This window comes from Pseudomonas sp. CLCA07 (assembly GCF_053615335.1).
Genome location: NZ_CM132131.1, coordinates 1465555 through 1483970 on the forward strand (window position 1 = coordinate 1465555; position 18416 = coordinate 1483970).

Annotated in this window: 19 protein-coding genes and 1 pseudogene; 9 read left to right on the forward strand and 11 right to left on the reverse strand. The window is 55.8% G+C overall.

Going from position 1 to position 18416, the window contains the following annotated elements; genetic code table 11:
* Positions 1–20: 20 nt before the first annotated feature.
* Genes flgD through flgB form a run of 3 tightly spaced genes read right to left on the reverse strand, consistent with a single transcriptional unit; the run spans position 21 to position 1616 of the window.
* A complete protein-coding gene (gene flgD / locus ACWGZX_RS06705; protein ID WP_452627760.1) occupies positions 21–746 on the reverse strand; it encodes a flagellar hook assembly protein FlgD in 726 nt (241 codons plus the stop codon).
* A gap of 15 nt (positions 747–761) precedes the next feature.
* The gene (flgC, locus tag ACWGZX_RS06710; RefSeq protein ID WP_123432836.1) at positions 762–1205 is read right to left on the reverse strand and encodes a flagellar basal body rod protein FlgC; all 444 of its coding nucleotides are present in this window, start codon (positions 1203–1205) and stop codon (positions 762–764) included.
* A 3-nt stretch (positions 1206–1208) separates the two neighbouring features.
* Positions 1209–1616: a flagellar basal body rod protein FlgB gene (gene flgB, locus ACWGZX_RS06715; RefSeq protein ID WP_452627761.1), complete on the reverse strand. Its 408-nt coding sequence runs from the start codon at positions 1614–1616 to the stop codon at positions 1209–1211.
* 508 nt (positions 1617–2124) lie between these two features.
* Between flgB and ACWGZX_RS06720 the strand changes: the two genes are divergently transcribed.
* Together ACWGZX_RS06720 and ACWGZX_RS06725 are read left to right on the forward strand one after the other, a co-directional pair.
* On the forward strand, positions 2125–3837 hold the full coding sequence (locus ACWGZX_RS06720) for an S-type pyocin domain-containing protein (RefSeq protein WP_452627762.1): 1713 nt from the start codon (positions 2125–2127) through the stop codon (positions 3835–3837).
* The gene (locus tag ACWGZX_RS06725; RefSeq protein WP_223516184.1) at positions 3834–4106 is read left to right on the forward strand and encodes a hypothetical protein; all 273 of its coding nucleotides are present in this window, start codon (positions 3834–3836) and stop codon (positions 4104–4106) included. Before ACWGZX_RS06720 ends, ACWGZX_RS06725 begins: the two co-directional genes overlap by 4 nt.
* 226 nt (positions 4107–4332) lie before the next feature.
* Here ACWGZX_RS06725 and cheR read toward each other — a convergent pair whose 3' ends face one another.
* Positions 4333–5160: a protein-glutamate O-methyltransferase CheR gene (gene cheR / locus ACWGZX_RS06730; protein ID WP_223516182.1), complete on the reverse strand. Its 828-nt coding sequence runs from the start codon at positions 5158–5160 to the stop codon at positions 4333–4335.
* Positions 5161–5206: 46 nt separating this feature from the next.
* A complete protein-coding gene (locus ACWGZX_RS06735; RefSeq protein WP_452627763.1) occupies positions 5207–6139 on the reverse strand; it encodes a chemotaxis protein CheV in 933 nt (310 codons plus the stop codon).
* 81 nt (positions 6140–6220) lie between these two features.
* On the opposite strand from ACWGZX_RS06735, the gene flgA reads away from it, so the two are divergent.
* The 4 genes from flgA to ACWGZX_RS06755 all read left to right on the forward strand — a co-directional run bounded on the left by flgA (position 6221) and on the right by ACWGZX_RS06755 (position 8830).
* A complete protein-coding gene (gene flgA / locus ACWGZX_RS06740) occupies positions 6221–6982 on the forward strand; it encodes a flagellar basal body P-ring formation chaperone FlgA (protein ID WP_452627764.1) in 762 nt (253 codons plus the stop codon).
* A 166-nt stretch (positions 6983–7148) separates the two neighbouring features.
* Complete coding sequence (gene flgM, locus ACWGZX_RS06745) at positions 7149–7475, forward strand: flagellar biosynthesis anti-sigma factor FlgM (protein WP_027923951.1); 327 nt, start codon at positions 7149–7151, stop codon at positions 7473–7475.
* 48 nt (positions 7476–7523) lie between these two features.
* Positions 7524–7991, forward strand: a complete 468-nt coding sequence (locus ACWGZX_RS06750) for a flagella synthesis protein FlgN (protein WP_223516176.1) — start codon at positions 7524–7526, stop codon at positions 7989–7991.
* 92 nt (positions 7992–8083) lie between these two features.
* A complete protein-coding gene (locus tag ACWGZX_RS06755; protein WP_223516174.1) occupies positions 8084–8830 on the forward strand; it encodes a flagellar brake protein in 747 nt (248 codons plus the stop codon).
* Between the two features lie 67 nt (positions 8831–8897).
* Here the strand turns inward: ACWGZX_RS06755 and ACWGZX_RS06760 are convergent, their stop codons facing one another.
* From ACWGZX_RS06760 to chrA, 5 genes are all read right to left on the reverse strand, one after another.
* Entirely contained in the window at positions 8898–10265 is a 1368-nt protein-coding gene (locus tag ACWGZX_RS06760; RefSeq protein ID WP_452627765.1) for an MFS transporter, read from the reverse strand.
* A 69-nt stretch (positions 10266–10334) separates the two neighbouring features.
* On the reverse strand, positions 10335–11576 hold the full coding sequence (locus ACWGZX_RS06765; protein ID WP_452628972.1) for a glutamine synthetase family protein: 1242 nt from the start codon (positions 11574–11576) through the stop codon (positions 10335–10337).
* Between the two features lie 200 nt (positions 11577–11776).
* Positions 11777–12469 carry a sensor histidine kinase gene (locus ACWGZX_RS06770; RefSeq protein WP_452627766.1) on the reverse strand — a complete coding sequence of 231 codons (693 nt, stop codon included), beginning with the start codon at positions 12467–12469 and terminating at the stop codon, positions 11777–11779.
* Entirely contained in the window at positions 12466–14070 is a 1605-nt protein-coding gene (locus tag ACWGZX_RS06775) for a tetratricopeptide repeat-containing response regulator (protein WP_223516169.1), read from the reverse strand. The genes ACWGZX_RS06770 and ACWGZX_RS06775 overlap by 4 nt, the downstream gene beginning before the upstream one ends.
* Before the next feature lie 151 nt (positions 14071–14221).
* Positions 14222–15559 (reverse strand): chromate efflux transporter, encoded by a 1338-nt coding sequence (gene chrA, locus ACWGZX_RS06780; RefSeq protein ID WP_223516167.1) that lies wholly within the window; start codon positions 15557–15559, stop codon positions 14222–14224.
* Between the two features lie 310 nt (positions 15560–15869).
* On the opposite strand from chrA, the pseudogene ACWGZX_RS06785 reads away from it, so the two are divergent.
* Positions 15870–17081 (forward strand): annotated as a pseudogene (locus ACWGZX_RS06785) (tyrosine-type recombinase/integrase).
* Here ACWGZX_RS06785 and ACWGZX_RS06790 read toward each other — a convergent pair.
* Positions 17074–17604: a hypothetical protein gene (locus ACWGZX_RS06790; protein ID WP_452627767.1), complete on the reverse strand. Its 531-nt coding sequence runs from the start codon at positions 17602–17604 to the stop codon at positions 17074–17076. The pseudogene ACWGZX_RS06785 and the gene ACWGZX_RS06790 overlap by 8 nt on opposite strands.
* 120 nt (positions 17605–17724) lie before the next feature.
* On the opposite strand from ACWGZX_RS06790, the gene ACWGZX_RS06795 reads away from it, so the two are divergent.
* Both ACWGZX_RS06795 and ACWGZX_RS06800 read left to right on the forward strand, forming a co-directional pair.
* Entirely contained in the window at positions 17725–17925 is a 201-nt protein-coding gene (locus tag ACWGZX_RS06795) for a helix-turn-helix domain-containing protein (protein ID WP_452627768.1), read from the forward strand.
* A gap of 119 nt (positions 17926–18044) precedes the next feature.
* Positions 18045–18350, forward strand: a complete 306-nt coding sequence (locus ACWGZX_RS06800) for a hypothetical protein (RefSeq protein WP_452627769.1) — start codon at positions 18045–18047, stop codon at positions 18348–18350.
* The last annotated feature ends 66 nt before the right edge of the window (positions 18351–18416 follow it).

Genomic DNA, 18416 nt, shown 5'->3' on the forward strand with positions numbered 1-18416 from the left:
TTGTGCCGTGTTAGCCGGCTCTATATACCGATGGTTTGTACTTTGGACAGGGCAATACTGCCCAGGCCGGCCAGGTTCAGCATCAACTCACCGCCGGTCTGGCTGATGGTCACGCTGTTAACGGTTGCCGGCAGGTAAGTCACCAGCGAGGTCGCCTGGCTGTCGTAAGTCGCGGTGGCGGCGAACTTGTATGTTCCAGCCGCGGCCACTTCGCCCGCATCGTTCTTGCCGTCCCAGATAAAATTGGCGTTGCCGGCTGGCTGGCTGCCCAGGTCGATGGTGCGAACTACTTTGCCATCGGCATCGGTGATCTTGACCGTCACCGGGTCCGTCGATGCCGGCACGACTGCCGTACCGTTGAAACTCTTGGAGGTATCAACCACTGCGGTGTCGGTCTGGGCGATAACCGAGCGGCCTACCAGCGAAGAGGCTTGCAACGCTTGCGAGGAGTTGTAATTGCCGGCAATGCCGCTGACCGTATCATTCAGCGTGGTGATGCCTTCCAGACTGCTGAACTGCGCCAACTGAGCCACGAACGCGCCGTTGTCCTGTGGTTCAAGCGGGTTCTGGTTCTTCAGCTGGGTCACCAGCAATTGCAGGAACGCGTCTTTGCCCAACTCTTTTTTGCCAGCGGCACTGCTGGTCGCTGAAGCCAGACCATCATTGCTGGTCGTGTTGGTCTTGACCGAAGAGTTGGCCAAAACATCCTTGATGCTCACGCCACTGGTGGTATCGGTAACACTCATCTGAGTCGCCCCTTATCACTGACCGAGGGTCAGGACCTTCTGCATCATGGTTTTGGCGGTGTTCATCATTTCGGCGTTGGTCTGGAACGAACGGCTCGCGGAAATCATGTCGGCCATTTCTTCGACGACGTTGACATTCGGGTAGTAGACGTAGCCCTTGGCGTCGGCAGCCGGATGGTTCGGCTCGTAGCGCGCTTCAAGGTTGCTCTGGTCTTCGACCACACCAAGTACTTGCACGCCTTGACCGGCAGCGTCCTGGCTCTGGAACAGAGAATCGCTACCGCCGTTCTGACCGCCCTGGAACATGGTGGCGAACACCGGGTGACGGGCGCGATAGGTCTGGTCGATGCTCGACGAAACGGTTTCGGCGTTGGCGATGTTTGAGGCCACGGTGTTCAAGCGAGTGGTTTGGGCACTCATGCCGCTACCGGCAATGTTGAAAACACTGGATAGGGACATGACTTACTCTCCGCGCAGGGCTGACATCAGCCCTTTGAATTTGCTGTTGAGCAGGGTGAAGCTGGCCTGGAAGCCGACGGCGTTTTCCGCGTAGTTCGACTGTTCCAGCTGGGCGTCCACGGTGTTCTGGTCGATCGACGGTTGCATCGGCGTGCGATACAGCAGCGACTCGTCGCCATTGCCCAGGCCTTCAGCTTCGATGTGACGGCTGTTGGTCATGTTCAAGGCAAAAGTACCGCTCTTGGTTTTCTCGTTCTGTGCGGCGAGCACTTTCGAGAAGTCCAGATCCCGAGCCTTGTAATTCGGGGTGTCGGCGTTGGTGATGTTGTTGGCCAGGACTTCGGCACGCTGAGCGCGGAAGCCCAGGGCTTGTTCGTGGATACCGAGCGCTTTATCGAAGCTGATGCTCATGTCGGGAAACCTTCGGGTGACCTGATTTTTCGTAACAGAGACATAGCAAGCGGCGTGCCAAATAAAAAAAGCCCATAAACCGGGGCTTTGCGGGGACAGGCAAGGCGGCAATGCCAGAAAAGCGGCAACCGGTCTCCGCCATCTGCCGCTTTTCTGCCGCTTTCTCGAATCGTGCGCCGGTCGTTGTAGGAGCTGGCGATGACTGCTACGCAGCCAAATACAGTCTTCGCCAGCCGCTACCTGTTGTTTCGGGGCTTCACTGATAGACAATAGTCCTATCAACTAAGTTTTAATCCGATATTTTCTCTACAGAATGCATCAAGAATTCTGCCTGAAATCGGATTTTTTAATGTAAGAAATTTTACTACAGGTATCGTTCACATTGTAATTACCCAATCTTCAATCATGACATCACCAGTAAATATTCTACTGTTGATGTGGCACCCTTGTTGCAGCATAACTAGGCGCTTCTGCTAATTGGAATTCAAATCATGGCAAGGAATGCCGCATGCAAAAATCTATCGATATATCAAATTTTGACAGCGCTCTGAATTGGAATGGAGCTATTCCGACGATTACTGTGGCTCACAAAATTGAAACCATCAACCAAGAGCGCGACGCATATGCACAGTTGGTAGCCATAGCACATTCGGTGCAAGATCAGATAGGAAGTGTTTTTTCGAATGGCACGTCGGGCGTGCGAAATGAAATAGAGGGGCGCATAGGCTCGTCTACTGATACCCACCCATTCAATAAACTGGAGGACGCCTTAAAAAAGAAAGCCATTATTGTCAAGCTCCTGCAACAAATTAGAATGAGTAGCAGCTGGTATGAAGCAGATAGCTTTTTTGGCATAGATGCATTGTCATTGGACAGTATGGAAAGTGCCGAGTTATTCGCGGCTTATTTGGATACAGTAGAACACGAGGAGGAGCGCCGAGCCTATTACGAAAACTTTCTGAAATCTCTGACAGCCGCCTACATTAAACGAATCCTTGTCGAGGCTGTTTCCATTTTAGAGGACGCTTCTCCAGCTATAGATGCTGCGATCCATTCTGCCTTGGCTAGAGGTGAAACTGCCTACAGTTTCAATTTAACCCTTAGTCAATCCGCGCAGGTGGTCACTGTGGCGGGTGCCGCTACTCTCCAAAACGCGGACGGTTGGACCTTCGAGGCAGCCATCCGTAAAAGCATTTTGTTGTTGACAGGGCTGGGGGACGTACTTCTCAGTCGAGCGACGGCGATTGGGATCGGGGCTTTGCTCTATTCACCCGCTCTGGGTAACGGCGAGCGTTATCCTCAAACGGCTCTCAAACTATCTGGTAGTACCGTCTTGCCAGATGCACCGTCTAACCTGAATGAAATCGCCGCTACCGAAGGAACCATCGATCTTCCCTACCGGATTTATGGTGACCTTGGCCAATACACCCTCGTTGCAACACCGGCGGGAGGGAGCATTTCATCAGCGGTGCCAGTTCGGGCGCTGGAGTTCGACCAGAAGACTAACAGCTACAGTTTCACCTCCGCCGACACACCGCCCATCACCCTCGGTTTTCCAATTATCCACTGGGAAAGCAGTTCGACAACTTCACCTGCTAGACCAGTGGAAGTACCGCATTACAGTGGCGTTGAACTGTTGCCACTACTCGTGCGGCCCGAACCATTGCCTGCGTTCGAGTTACCCGACTTCAGGGATTGTATTTACTGCTTTCCGGTCAACAGCGGCTTGCCGCCGATTTACATTGTTTTCAATAGTCCTTATGAAGGGGCTACCACGAGAGGGAAGTACAGCGGTCGATTTTTCAATCCTGCCAAAGCTGGAGGTCCAATTCTGGATTTGGATTGGACCAATGCTACCGTGACGAAAGCGGGTATTGACCTTGTCAAATTGCATACGGGCCGCTTCGACCCTTCGGACGCCAATGCCATCATGGCTGACCGATTGGAAAAAATTCTGCGAGGTGAATTGATAACTACGGCTATCGACAAACGTTTCTATACTCATGAACTGAGAGAGCTTGAACGTTTCAGAGCATTAGGTGTGGCGGATGGTGTAAAGCCGAATGATGGCGGTGTCATTTGGAATAATACTCACGCCGCGACACTAGAAGACTACAAACTAAAGGGTGAGTTTGAGTTGCTCTACACGCCTGAAGCTATAGAAGCAGATAACAAGCAGACAGAGAGAGAATACAAACAGTTGGGAGGGGCAAAGCAATGAGTGTCATAACAACCATCGTGCTCAACGAGAAACCTGAAGAGGTAATTCTATTTCTTACCAAAAATGAACTAGGTATCGATCTTCCTCGGCTTGACGGGCTTTATAATCGGGCTAGTTGGGCGCATGTGGGAGACAACATGGGATTATTGCATCTTGTTTGGAAAATGCGTGACGCTGGATTTGTAAAAATGGATGGAACCGGGATTAGGAGGGGCCCTAACTGGAGAGAACCGATATTCATGGTAGAGGGGAAATATACTTTTGATTGATATTGCCAAGCGCCTGTCATCTTCATGGGAGGGCGACAAGCAATATCTATTGTTCAAGGATGTCCGGACCCCTGATCTGATGACGGGCTTGAACTGCACATGAAAAAAAATCCGATGCCGATACAGGCATCGGATTTTGATTTCTTGCGGCCAAAGGTCAAGCGAAAGGGCTTAACTGATCGGCATTAGCCCCTGAGGATTCCCGTTTTTTGGTGACGCCAACAAATCACTTCGCCTGGTAAATAATCCCCGGGCTGCATTGGACCATCTGGTAATGATCCGGCAAACCGTTCAGCGCTTCGGAAGCGCCGAGGAACAAATAGCCACCTGGCTTGAGCGTGCTGTGAATGCGCAACAGGATGTCTTTCTTCACCTCGGCGGAGAAGTAGATCAGCACGTTGCGGCAGAACACGATGTCGAATTTGCCCAGAGCTGCGTAGCTGTCCAGCAAGTTGAACGAGCGAAACTCCACCCGGCTCTTGATCGGCGCCTTGATCGCCCAGCGCCCCGGCCCTTTCGGGTCGAAGTAACGCTGAAGGCGCTCGGGCGACAGACCACGGCCAATCGCCAGGCTGTCGTACTCGCCGGTCTTGCAGTTGGCCAGCATGGTGCCGGACAGATCGGTGGCCACAATCTGCGCGCCCATCTTCAATTGGCCCAGGTTGACGCGTTCGAACTCATCGATGGACATCGACAGCGAGTACGGTTCCTGACCCGACGAACAGGCCGCCGACCAGATCCGCAAGCGCTGTCCGGGTGCAGCCTTGATGGCTTCCGGCAACACTTTGTTCTTCAACACTTCAAAGGGATAGGTGTCACGAAACCACAAGGTTTCGTTGGTGGTCATGGCATCCACCACCATCTCGCGCAAACCGCTGCGTGGCTGGGTCTGAATACGCTGGACCAGCTCACCCAGCGACTTGATGCCCTGCTGTTCCATCAGTTTGTTGAGACGGCTCGAGACCAGATACTGCTTGTTTTCACCGAGCAAAATGCCACAGGCTTTTTCCAGGAAGACCCGGAACTGTTCGAAATCCAAATTACCCGTAGACAAAGATGCCGCCTCTTAAATCGTGTGAACCACCGGGGGCAGAAGGCCCCTAGCTGTTGTCTGCTGCTTTGATCCGGTCGACTACCCGGGATGCCAGGTCATCAGGACGGAACTTGGCAAGGAAGTCATCGGCACCGACTTTCTTGACCATCGCCTGATTGAAAACCCCCGACAACGAAGTATGCAGGATGATATGAAGCTTTTGCATGCGAGGGTCGTTGCGGATCTCGGCCGTCAGCGTGTACCCGTCCATCTCCGGCATCTCGATGTCGGAAATCATCATCAGGAACTCTTCTTCCGGCTTTTTCCCTTCGTCGACCAGCTTGCGCAAGTAATCCAGCGCTTGCTTGCCGTCGTTCAACGCCACCACTTCAACGCCGACGGTTTGCAGGCAACGAGACACCTGTTTGCGCGCCACCGACGAGTCATCGACCGTCAAGACCTTCAAGGACAAGGCCTTATGCTGGGTTTCGACATCGACCACACCGACCGAAATCGCTTCCGGTGTCGGCGCTACTTCCGCCAGCACTTTTTCGACGTCGATGATTTCGACCAGCTGATTGTCGACCCGCGTCACTGCCGTCAGGTAATGATCGCGTCCCGTGCCCTTAGGTGGCGGATGAATCTCCTCCCAGTTCATGTTGACGATGCGCTCCACCGAGCGCACCAGGAAACCCTGGGTCTTGGTGTTGTACTCCGTGATGATCACGAACGGACTGCTTTGATCTTTCAACGCGCCGGAGCCGGTCGCCATCGCCAGATCAAGAATCGGAATGGTCGCCCCCCGGATACTTGCCACACCGCACACGACAGGACTGGATTTGGGCATCAGCGTGAGTTTGGGGCATTGCAGCACTTCCCGAACCTTGAACACATTGATCCCATAAAGCTGCTGGCCGTCGAGACGGAACAACAACAGCTCAAGGCGATTCTGCCCTACCAGTTGCGTGCGCTGGTTTACCGCATCCATTACACCAGCCATGCACCGACTCCTACACAACGCTTGAGTGTGTTGCGACGCGCTTTCATCACGAAACGGCACGGCGCTTGCTTTTTAACGCTTATGAACACAGAACCGACATTTTTTCGACGCCTGACATCAATCGCTCGCCAATGGCTTTGCGCGATATCGGCCGTTTGCCTGTTCAACGCTGGCAGCCCTGCCCTTGCTGACGCAGTTACATTGCCTGACATGCTTATCGGCGTCACTCAGGGCTTTCTTGAGTTCACTGTCGAAGACTATTTGGCGACCAGCCAAACCGAAGGTCGCTATGAGATTCAGGTCAATCAGCTCGACCCGCGTCTGCGCATGCCCTTGTGCGACAGGGAATTGACAGCCACTTTAGAGAGCCCGGCGACCCCGATTGGCCGGGTCACGGTCAAGGTCCGTTGCGACAGCACCGCCCCCTGGACTGTCTTCGTACCCGCTCAAGTCCGCCTGTTTCGCGACGTCGTCACCACCACTCGGCCGCTCAAGCGAGCCGGCTTTATCGAGCCGGGTGACGTGGTGCTGCGCGAACGAGACATCAGCCTGATCAGCCAGGGGTACTTCACCTCTATGGATCAGGCGATCGGACAGAAACTGACCCGACCAACGGTCACCGATCAGGTCCTGACGCAGGTTCATCTCGAACAGGCCGAAGTCATCACCAAGGGCGACCAAGTGGTGATTACCGCCCGCAGTGGTACGCTCAGCGTGCGCATGCCGGGCGAAGCCCTGTCGAATGGAGGCTTGCGTGAACAGATTCGGGTGAAAAACCTCAACTCCCAACGGGTCATCAAGGCGCAGGTCATCGCGCCGGGCCAGGTGGAAGTGGCCATGTAGAGATCTCTGTGGGTGAAAACATGGCGCTGACCGTGGCTGTTCCCTAAACTGTGCCGCACGCAGGAAATGCGCTGGCGCATGCATGCTCATTGATAAATGGGCCTAAAGTTTTTGCAGGGAGAGCCGAAAACATGGCAAGCGTCCAAATTCCCAGAGGTTTTTTATCATGGTCATCGATTTCAGCCGTTTGAACAGTTCCTCGTCACTTACCGGCAGTACGCGTACCAGCGCCAACAAGGACACTGCCGAAGCCGGCAAATCCGCGCCGCTGAATACCCCGGCCGAACAGGCCAGTACCGCCAAAAGCGGGGAATCGGTACACCTCAGCAATGAGGCTCAGCAGTTGCAGAAGGTCACTGACAAGCTGCGCGATCAGCCTGCCGTCGACAACGCCCGCGTGGCCGAGTTGAAAGCAGCGATTGCCGATGGCAGCTATAAAGTCGACAGCAACCGTGTAGCCAGCAAACTGCTCAACTTCGAAGCCCAGCGCTAGGCCACGGCCTGCGCCAGGCTTTTGGACGCTTAAAACCCAAGGCCAGCCATGCACGACACTAATTTACTGCAACTGATCATCGACGACTTTGCTCCAGCGCAACACTTGCTGGAATTACTGCAAACCGAGTCCCTCGCCTTGCATGGTCGCGACATGCCACTGCTCGAAGACATTCTGGCGCGCAAACAGGCAATGATCATTCTGCTCGAACAGCATGGCCGCAAACGCAGCGAAATCCTCGCCAGCCTCAACCTGCCCACCAATCGCCAAGGCCTGGAGCAACTCGCCAGCCAATCAAGCGTCGGTGAGCAGCTGCTGGAGCAGAGTGACGCGCTGACAGCCCTGCTGACTCAGTGCCAAACGATCAATGTCAATAATGGCCAGTCGATCCTGATTCAGCAGGCCGCCACGGCCAATCAGCTGAAGATTCTCACCGGCGGCGAACCACCCGCGCTTTACGATGCTCGCGGATCAACCTCCAAGTTAGCGAAGCCACGCCCGCTCAGTCAGGCTTGAACCTGTTGATGAGTTCGCTCTATCTAGGCGCGCCACATGCTGGCAATATACTGGCAATGCGCAAACATATTTTGTCCGGAGAATGATGAACCGTGTCCAATGCCTTAAACGCGGAAGATGCTCCACAGCCACCCAAAGTGCTTTCCACACCAATGGAGATCGCTGGCAACCTTCGGCAACTACAAGAGAGTCATGACCCGCTGATTATTACGTTCCATGAACGCAATCAGCGTTTCCAGAGCTATCTGGTAGATGTCGATCGTGACGCCGACATGATCGCCCTGGACGAAATGGTGCCCCGCGATGGCGAACGCTATCTGCTGGCGGGCGAATCGTTTCGGGTCGAAGGCTTCCACGAGGGCGTGCGCATCGCCTGGGAAAGCAACGGTCCACTGAGCATTGACGAATCCGACAATACGCGCTGCTATCGCGGCAAACTCCCCGACCAAGTGGTTTACCACCAGCGCCGCAACGCCTTCCGGGCGGCATTGAAGCTGGCGCAACTGGTCGAGGTCGAACTGGGCGGTGAAAAGCTCAAATCGCCGATCAGCGGCAAGCTGCTGGATATTTCCGCCACAGGCTGCAAGCTGCGCTTTGACGGTGACATCACTGGCAAACTGCAATTGGGTCAGGTCTACGACCGCTTCGTTGCCGCTCTGCCCTTCGGCAGCATGACCACACCAGCGGAATTGCGTTACCTGCACTTCGAAGAAAAGATCTCCACCACCTTCGCCGGTATCCGCTTTCACAACATGAGCGGGATGGTGCAGCGTCAGGTCGAGCGGTTCGTGTACCAGCTTCAGCGTGAAGCACGGCGCTTCGACAAAGACGACTTCTGATACGACGCGTCAACAAAAAAACGGGCAGTCCCTTGCGGTGACTGCCCGTTTTTTTATGCATCAACAGTCAGGGTCTGGCTTCAGTAAAACTTTGTTCGCGTCCTGAGTCCGGATCGTCCGGTGGCGTCGGATCTGCTTCCGGTTCCGGCTCTGAATCCGACTCCGGATGGGGCGGGCTGTGCATCTGCTCCTGCACGACCTGCTCATCGACACGCGGGTCAAGACACGCCACCAGCGGCGAACTCGACATGCTGTCCGGCATGGCCACGTGATGCAGCGGCGCATCGTCGACCTGATGCAGATTGGTGACCGCTTTCGGGCGGATCCGCCACACCAGCACCAGCGCGAAGAAACTGAAAAATGCATAGAGCATGTGGCTGCCGAACAGCTTCATCAGTACCCCGGCGACCAGTGGCCCGATGCTGGCGCCGACACCGTAAGTCACCAGCAGCATCGCCGTCAGCGAGACCCGGCGATCTCCTTCGACGTGGTCATTGGAGAATGCTACCGCCAACGGATACAGGCAGAACTGCACCAGCGAACACAGGAACCCGGAGATGAACAACACCTCAATCGGCACGGTCTGCAAGATCGCCAGCGGCAACGCGGCCAAGGCCAGGCTGAAGGCAAAACAGCGAATCAACAGCGCCCGGTCATAGCGGTCAGACAGCCACCCTAACGGCCACTGCACCAAAAGGCCGGCAAAAATGCAGCTACCCATGAACAGGCCGACCTGTTCGTTGGACAACCCCTGCTGGGATGCATACAACGGCGCCAGACCGTAGAACGAACCCACGATCAACCCTGCCCCCAACACCGTACTCAATGACTGCGGCACGCGCTTGATGAAGAAGCGCGGCTCCATTGGGGCCGGGTGCAACGCCGCCGGGTGAATTCGTCGAGTGAGTGCCACCGGCACCAGGCACAGGGCGAAGCACAAGGCGACCAGCATCAGCAGTTCCAGGCCCAGGCCGGGGTGCATGACCAGTATCAGCTGACCCAGTACCAACCCCAGATAAGACGCGATCATGTAGCCGCTAAATACCTTGCCGCGCATGTTGGCATCGGCTTGTTCGTTGAGCCAACTCTCGATGACCATGTACTGGCACATCATGCCCAGGCCGACAATCACCCGCAGGAACAGCCAGGCCGGCAGCCAATCAGTCAACCCATGGCCCAATACCGCCGCGCCGACGATCCCGGCGCACGCGGCATATGCACGAATATGCCCGACCCTGGCAATCAGTCGGTGACCGATCTTGCCGCCCAGCACCAGGCCGAAGTAGTTGGCCGCCATCAACGCACCGACCCACAAGCTGTCGACGTGATCGGCTGCCAGGCGCAAGGCCAGGTAAGTGCTTAACAGGCCCGAGCCGATCAACATCATCAGCGAGGCGAAATACAGCGCTCGAAAGGATTTCCAGATTTGGCGCATCGGCGTTCCGAGCGGCTCCTTGCAGTGGGGATCAGACTACCGAAACAATAGACTGAAGACGACGAAGCGTCAGGCCTGGGTTGCTAAAACACGCCGTTCCCAGGGGGTAATTTCATCAAAGAAGCTGGTCAGCTCCATGGACTTCGAAGCGACGTAGCCTTCGATGAACTCATTGCCAAACAGTTCCTTCGCCAATTGGCTACGTTTCAGACGCTCAAGAGCCGCATGCAAGGTACACGGCAACGAAAGATTATCCGGCACTTCAAACTCACCCTGGACTGCCTCGCTGGGCTCCAGCTGATTTTCAATGCCGTACAACCCGGCGGCAAGACTGGCCGCGATGGCCAGGTACGGATTGGCGTCGGCCCCCGGCAAACGGTTCTCGACCCGACGAGCGACCGGTGAACTGGCCGGAATGCGCAACCCTGCGGCACGATTGTCGTGGGACCAGCAAGCATTGTTCGGTGACGCATACGGATGGCACAAGCGCTGATAAGAGTTCACGTTCGGTGCAAACAGCGCCGTGAAGTCGGCCATGCTGGCCTGCAGACCGCCGATGAAGTGACGGAAGATGGCAGTCGGCTGACCGGCCTCGTCGCTGAACACGTTACGCCCGGTGGCTATGTCGACAATGCTTTGGTGAATATGCATCGAACTACCCGGCGTGTGCGCCAGCGGCTTGGCCATGCAGACCACGTTCAAGCCGTGCTTGAGCGCGACTTCCTTGAGCAGGTGCTTGAACAACAACGTCTGGTCGGCCATCAGCAGCGGATCGCCGTGCAGCAGGTTGATCTCGAACTGGCTCACACCCATTTCGTGCATAAAGGTATCGCGCGGCAAGCCCAGCGCCGCCATGCATGCGTAGACTTCCCTGAAGAACGGCCGCAAGCCGTTATTGGAGCTGACACTGAACGCCGACTGACCGACCTCACGACGACCGTCCAGGCCCAGCGGCGGCTGGAACGGTTGAGTCGGATCGGGATTGGGCGCGAACACGAAGAACTCCAGCTCGGTCGCCACCACCGGCGCCAGACCGCGAGCTGCGTAGCGCGCGATCACTGACTTGAGTTGGCCGCGGGTCGACAGACTCGAGCTTTCACCGCTCAATTCATCCGCATCGCAAATGGCCAACGCCCGAGGCTGCTGGCTCCAGGGCAAGCGATAGATGTGCGCAGGGTCAGGCACCAACGCCAGGTCGCCATCATCGCTGCCGTAAAAACGTGCTGGCGGATAGCCGCCCATGATGCATTGCAACAGCACACCACGCGCCAACTGCAACCGACGTCCTTCGAGAAAGCCCTCGGCCGTCATGACTTTACCCCGAGGCACGCCATTCAAATCCGGCGTGACACATTCAATCTCATCAATGCCCGCCAATCGCTGGGCGAGTGAACGATGTCCATCGGTAGTCATGACGCAATCCTTCGTTGTGCGAGCCGCGAACGGCGACCCGTACAAAAATAGGCTCCACCTGTTCAGAATATCAAGCAGCGCCACACAATAAAGAACCGTCAGGGCAGGTAAAGGCTGAACACACCACCGCCCAACGGGCCGCCATTGCTGAGCCGGGTGCTTCCGCCGACACCATTGCGCTGATGCAGCGCGGCGATCCGTCCGGCAAAGTACAGGCCCAGACCGGTGCTACTGCTGCTGTAATTGATGCCCGGCACATAGTCAGCCTGAAACTCGATCATCTCGGCTGGATAACCGTCGCCATCGTCGTTGATGGCCAGCACCAACTGACCGCCCTCGTCACTGACGCTGATCAGCAGTGACTCGCGCGCGTAACGAATGGCGTTGTTGATGATGTTGGCCAGCACCGAGGCGACCAGCTCGCGGTCGAAGAAACCCAGCGGGCACAACGGGTCGACTTCATAGGTCGCGAGAATGCCGCGACTGGCGAACACCTCTTGATGGCTCGCCAATTGCGCTTCGAGAAAGTCATCCAGATCATGGTAGGCCGGTTGCACCGGCAGCTGATTGACGCCCAGTTTGTACAGGCCCAACAACTGCACCAGCATGCCATTGAGGTGCGCGAACTCATACTCGATGACGCCCTGCTCCGGGCTGAGCTGCGCCGGATCGGGCAAGCGGGCCAGCCACTGGCTGTGAGCCTGAATCAGCAAGGCCAACGAGTTCTTCATGTCGTGCACGGTGGAAGCAATCACCGTCGAGAAATCCAGTGCCGGGTTGTCTTGGCTCATCCGCCGAACGCCTTGATTTTCAGTTTCTGATAGCGCGGATAACGCGCGTCGGTATCGGGCATCAATCCGACCATTTTCAGGCAGACCCGACATTCTTCGATTTCGGCCGACGGTACACTGGTATCGGTACCGTGCAGCAGCGACTGCGCCATGTTCAAGGCAATACTGATGTTTTTCGGCTGCATCGCCAGCGCTTTGCGAAATACCGCACGGGCCTCCACCAGGTTGCCGGTCTTGTACACCCGCACGCCCTGACGGTTAAGGTCGGCGGCCGCACTGCTCGAACTGAGGATCGTCGGGTCATCGGTCAGTTTGGCGATGCCCTTCATCACCACCGGATCGTCACCGTAGATTTCCGCGCAGTTTTTCAACATCGACGCACCGGCCCCCGCCTGACCAAGCATTTGCAACTGCTTGGCTACCAGCAGCGCCGCCTCGGCACTCATGAATTGTTCCATACCGTCGAGGCGCATCATTGCTTGTTCGGTGAGCTTCTCGGCAGTTTCGGCATCGTTGAGTAACAGGCTGGTGGCTTTCATCAGACGCGCACGAATTTGCAAGCCCGGGTCGCTCGGATTCTCCTTGGCCACCAGGCTGAGCGTCGTGTTGATTTCCAGGCGGGTGCGGGTATCCAGCCCTTTCTCGCTGCCTTTGCAGATCAAGGCGTGGGCCAGACCCAGATTGCTTTCCGCATCCTTGAAGCGCGATTGAGCGCCTTGCGACACTGCCTGGCGATAGGCCCGAGAAGCGGTGTCGAAATCTTCGTTGGTCATCGCCAGTTTGCCCAGCAGCGCTTGCCGACGCACCGCCAATGGCGACAGGCGAATGGCCTCTTCCAATACTCTCTGTGCGCCTCGGGTGTCGCCTTCGACCACCAGCACGTCGGCCATGCCGTCATACAGCGCCGGCATCATCGGAAACACTTTCAGGGCTTTTTCGTAGATGCCCTTAGCCTGGCTGACCTGGCCACGCTTAAACAGCAACTGGCCCAACCCGGCAAACGCCCACGGCAACGGCCGATCAGCAATGATGCTGTCGTAGAGGCGCTCCAGCGCTTCGTTCTGATTCAAGTCGCGCAACGCATCAGCTCGATAGCGCAGGCACAGCGGCGAATAACGGATGTCTTTCTTGCACAGCTCGATACAGGCATTGAGCACTTCAAGCGGCTTGCCACGGTCGAGTGCTTGCAGGATCGGCTTGAGCAAATTCTTGCGCTGCTCCAGACGCTCCAGGCGTTGAGCCAGGCCAGATCGGTTGAACGGCTTGGTCAGGTAGGCGTCAGGTTCGTGCTCCAGCGCACTGAGCACCATGGCCTGGCTGGTTTCGGCGGTGACCATGACGAAGACACTTTCATGGCTGATCAGCTTCTCGATCATCAAATCTTCGAGGACCTGTTGACCGTTCTTTTTACCGTCGCCGAGGTGGAAATCCTGCAGGATGAAATCGTAGGACTTCTGCGAACACATACGCAGCGCCTGTTCGCCCGTGTCCGCGGTATCCACGTCCTTGACGCCCAGCTCACGCAGCATGGACCTGACGGAACTGCGGAAATCCGAGAAATCATCGACGATCAGAAAACTCTTTTGGTGATACGACAGCATCGAAGATTTCCAGGCAATGTTAAGAAGAAGAGCATGACCGTACGGGTTATCGGCCAACAGTACCGTTACCTTTAGACTGAGAGGGCTCATCTACCGGGTGATCTGGCGAGCCCGACGCCCGCCAAAGACTGTTATCTGACTCTCACTTCATTTAGCGCAACAAATGCACGGCCAAGCCGACGACCGCACAGGCCATCAGCACCTGAATCACACCCCGCTTGAAGCGGAACAACGCAATTGCCGCTGCAATCGCGATCAGTGCAGAGGGCCAATCGAGGCTGCCGCTAAAACCCTTCGGCCAAAGCACGTGATAGCCGAAGAAACACGCTAGATTGAGAATCACACCGACGACTGCTGCCGTAATGGCAGTGAGAGGTGCGGTGAACTTGAGCTCGTTGTGGGTCGATTCCACCAACGGGCCGCCTGCCAGGATGAACAGGAACGAGGGCAAGAAGGTAAACCAGGTCACCAGGGAGGCTGCGACAGCTCCTGCCAGAAAAACGTGATCGCTACCGAACACCTGTGCGACATACGCCCCGACAAAGCTGACGAACGCCACGACCATGATCAACGGTCCGGGTGTGGTTTCACCTAGCGCCAGGCCATCGATCATTTGTGTCGGTGTCAGCCAGCCATAATGGCCGACTGCACCTTGATAGACATAGGGAAGCACGGCATACGCACCGCCAAATGTCAGCAGTGCCGCCTTGGTAAAGAACCAGCCCATCTGGGTCAAGGTGCCTTCCCAGCCATACAATGCGGTCAAAACCCCCATCGGCAATGCCCACAGTGCCGCGCCAATCAGTGCGAGCGATACCAGTTTCAACCAGCTGAATCGGGCATGTTCCGGGGTCGGGGTGTCGTCATCGATCAAGGCCGGGCCGAAGGACTTTTTGGCGGCGCCATGACCACCGACCCTGAATTTCTCGGGCGCCAGGCGGCCGCCGACATAGCCGATCAGCGCGGCGCCCAGAACGATCAACGGGAAGGGAAGATTGAACGCGAAGATTGCGATGAATGAAGCGGCCGCTATCGCCCATAGCCAATTGTTTTTCAATGCCCGAGAGCCGATTCGATGGGCCGCCTGCACGACGATGGCGGTTACGGCAGGCTTGATGCCATAGAAAAGCCCAGCCACCACAGGCACTTCGCCGAAGGCGATGTACATCCACGACAAAGCGATCAGGATGAACAATGAGGGCAGCACAAACAGCACGCCAGCAACCACCCCGCCCCAGGTTCGATGCATCAGCCAGCCGATGTAGGTTGCCAACTGCTGAGCCTCTGGCCCAGGGAGCAACATGCAGTAGTTGAGGGCATGCAGGAATCTACGCTCGGATATCCAGCGCCGCCGCTCCACCAGTTCCTGATGCATGATCGAGATCTGTCCCGCCGGCCCACCGAAGCTGATGAAGCCGAGCTTCAACCAGAACCAGAACGCCTCACGAAAACTGATCGCTTGCGGCCTCGACAGCTCTTCTTCATCCATGGGTGTCAAAGCCTCTGGAAACGAATCAGCAGGTAGTGTGCGAGCGGGTACCAGGTACTAACAGAAAGGCATTCTGATTCTTTTGACGGAGCGCAAACCCATTCAGGTTTCAAACGCTGCGTTGCGCAAGGCACCATGAAATAGATGGTGTCCCAGGGCAGGTTCGAACTGCCAACCTTCCCCTTAGGAGGGTCAAATTACGCCCAACAAAACCAACCGCCAGCCCGTATTCATTGGGTCAAACCGTCCGGTTGCGTCTCGTCGTACTGGCTGATACTGTGCTTTTCGCTGGTATCCTGCTGGTACGGACATGAAAGCCAAAATCACACAGAAACTAATCAACAGCCTAGCACCTCAGGAGAAGCACTACCGCGTCTTCGACACGGAGCAGCCTGGCCTTTTCATCAGGGTACAACCCAGCGGGCATATGGCCTATATGGTTTCTTAGGCGCGCAACCGGGAACGCTCGTTAGGGCGCGTTGGAAAGCTCACGCTGACCCAGGCGCGCACCGATGCTGCACGCTACCTTGCCGACGCCCACGAGTACGTCGAGCCGCTGGCAGTGACCCACGGCCGCAAAGGAGCGGGACTCCCAACGCTACGGGCATTCATTGATGACACGTACCTACCGTGGTTCAAGGCGCACCACAGGGGGTATGAAAAAACACTGCACACCCTGGATAACAACTTCGAAGCGATCATGCCCCAGCGCCTTGACGCAATCACGGCCCGCGATCTGGAGCAGCTCCGAACGGGCTGGCTGAACTCCGGCAACAAGGCATCCACGGCCAATAGGAAGATGGGGGCTATCAGTGGCGTGTTCTCCCGCGCCGTCGATTGGGAATATCTACCCTCCTCACCCCTGGACAAGATCAAACCACTGAAAGTCGATACCAAAGGACAAGTCCGTTACTTGTCGAAAGATGAAGCATGCAACCTCAGAAACGCACTGGAGGTTCGAGAGCATCGGGCTTGCTTAGATCGTGACAGCGCAAACCAATGGCGATCAGAAAGACGAAAAGAGTTATATCCAGACCTGCGAGATCTTGCATTTACCGACCATTTGAAGCCGATGGTTCTAGTGTCGCTTAACACCGGAATGAGGCGTGGCGAATTGTTCAGCCTAACTTGGCCGATGGTGAATTTCGAGACTAAAACAATTACAGTCGGCGGCGACACTGCAAAGACTTCTGAGACTCGCCACATACCGATGAACGCCGAAGTATTCAGCACACTTAAGACTTGGAAGGATCAGAGCGGAGCATCGGCCTTTGTATTCCCAGGGCTGGAAGGTGGCCGAATGGAAGATGTTAAAAGCGCCTGGCTCAAGCTGTTACAAGAGGCGTGCATCATCGGGTTTCGCTGGCACGATATGCGCCACGACTTCGCTTCACGCCTTGTAATGGCCGGGGTTCCGCTCAATACCGTTCGGGATTTACTGGGGCACACCGACATCAAAATGACGCTGCGCTATGCCCACCTGGCCCCGGATGTTAAAGCTGCTGCCGTAGAGCTTATTTAGCCTCAGAAGCCTCTAGCATTCGCTTGAAGTCTTCATAGGATGGCTCGAACGGCTTATTCATCGCCAAGAAAGATATGTAACGCTCAACCGTCGCCCACTCCGCCTCAAGTAACTCCAGATTGATCATATATTTGTGGGACAGTTTGATATTCGCATTATTAATGCGCCCGTTCAGGTCGCCGAACAGATCAAAGTCCCCTTTAAAGTGATTACTGGAGTGGATGATAAAGGCCGCAAAGGCCAGATCATCACCAGCAAATTTTGGCCCCAGCGTGCCAGCCCGAAGCTTGTAAAGCGCCTCACTCTCGGACCAGATCGCGGTAAAAGCGAACAAGAAGCTGATCTTTGGAGTCTCTGACTCAAACGGATTATCGATTATTAGGTCATCTAGGCCCGACTCAAGAATGCTCTCAAGCATCTTGACAATTTTTTGATTTTTCGCAGCTGCTGCCAGTTCCAACGATGCCTTGAGATATGGATCAACTCTCGCAGACAAAACGACTTTTTTCGAGCGATTTGCCATCAATTAGCCCTCATCCGTCTACAAACATTTTGCTTGCAGGCCATGTTACTTACAAATACAGTGTCTACACCGTCCAGTATCGTCCGGGCGGCAAGCTTACACAACTGGAGATTTATACATATGAACCAAAGCCACCAAGCCCCGGCATTAGCTCTTGGCGTAGAAGAAGCCGCCCGAGTTATCGGCGTAGCACGCTCGATGCTGTACGAGATCGTCGGTCGCGGTGAGATCGAGAGCTTCAAACTCGGTCGCCGCCGTCTGATCCTAGTCAAGACTCTGGAGGCTTACATCAACCGCGTAGCAAAGGAAAACGCCCGATGAATCCGCATCCTCGACCGTGCAGGGTTGATCCTTGGCGTTCTGACACTAGCTGCAACGGTAAAACTGATCGATCTGGAAGCGCTCAAGAGCTTGGGCGCGGTACGAGTGGAGCTGACGAAATGAATACGGCTAATTGGAATGATCTCCTACCCAACCATGAAGCAATCCAAGCCATGACTCCCGAAAAACTGAAAACCGCAGAATGCGCAACTGGGCAGTACGTTGCCACGCTGGCATTCGGAATCTCTGGCATCGACAATTTTCTCGTCTGCACCGCCTCAAATGGCGTATCGGGATTGGACGAAGGGGCTGTAACGAGTGTGGGCTGGTTTCTAGAAAATCAGGGTGCCCTGGTCGGTAATATTTCCGATACGGGATCAGCTGTGACCTGCCGGAACAACGAGATAGAGCGGGGGGGCGTATGAAGCGAAAAGAGAAGAAACCCAAAGCGGTGTTCGAGCACCGCCAGGGCAAAACACATTGGATCGCAC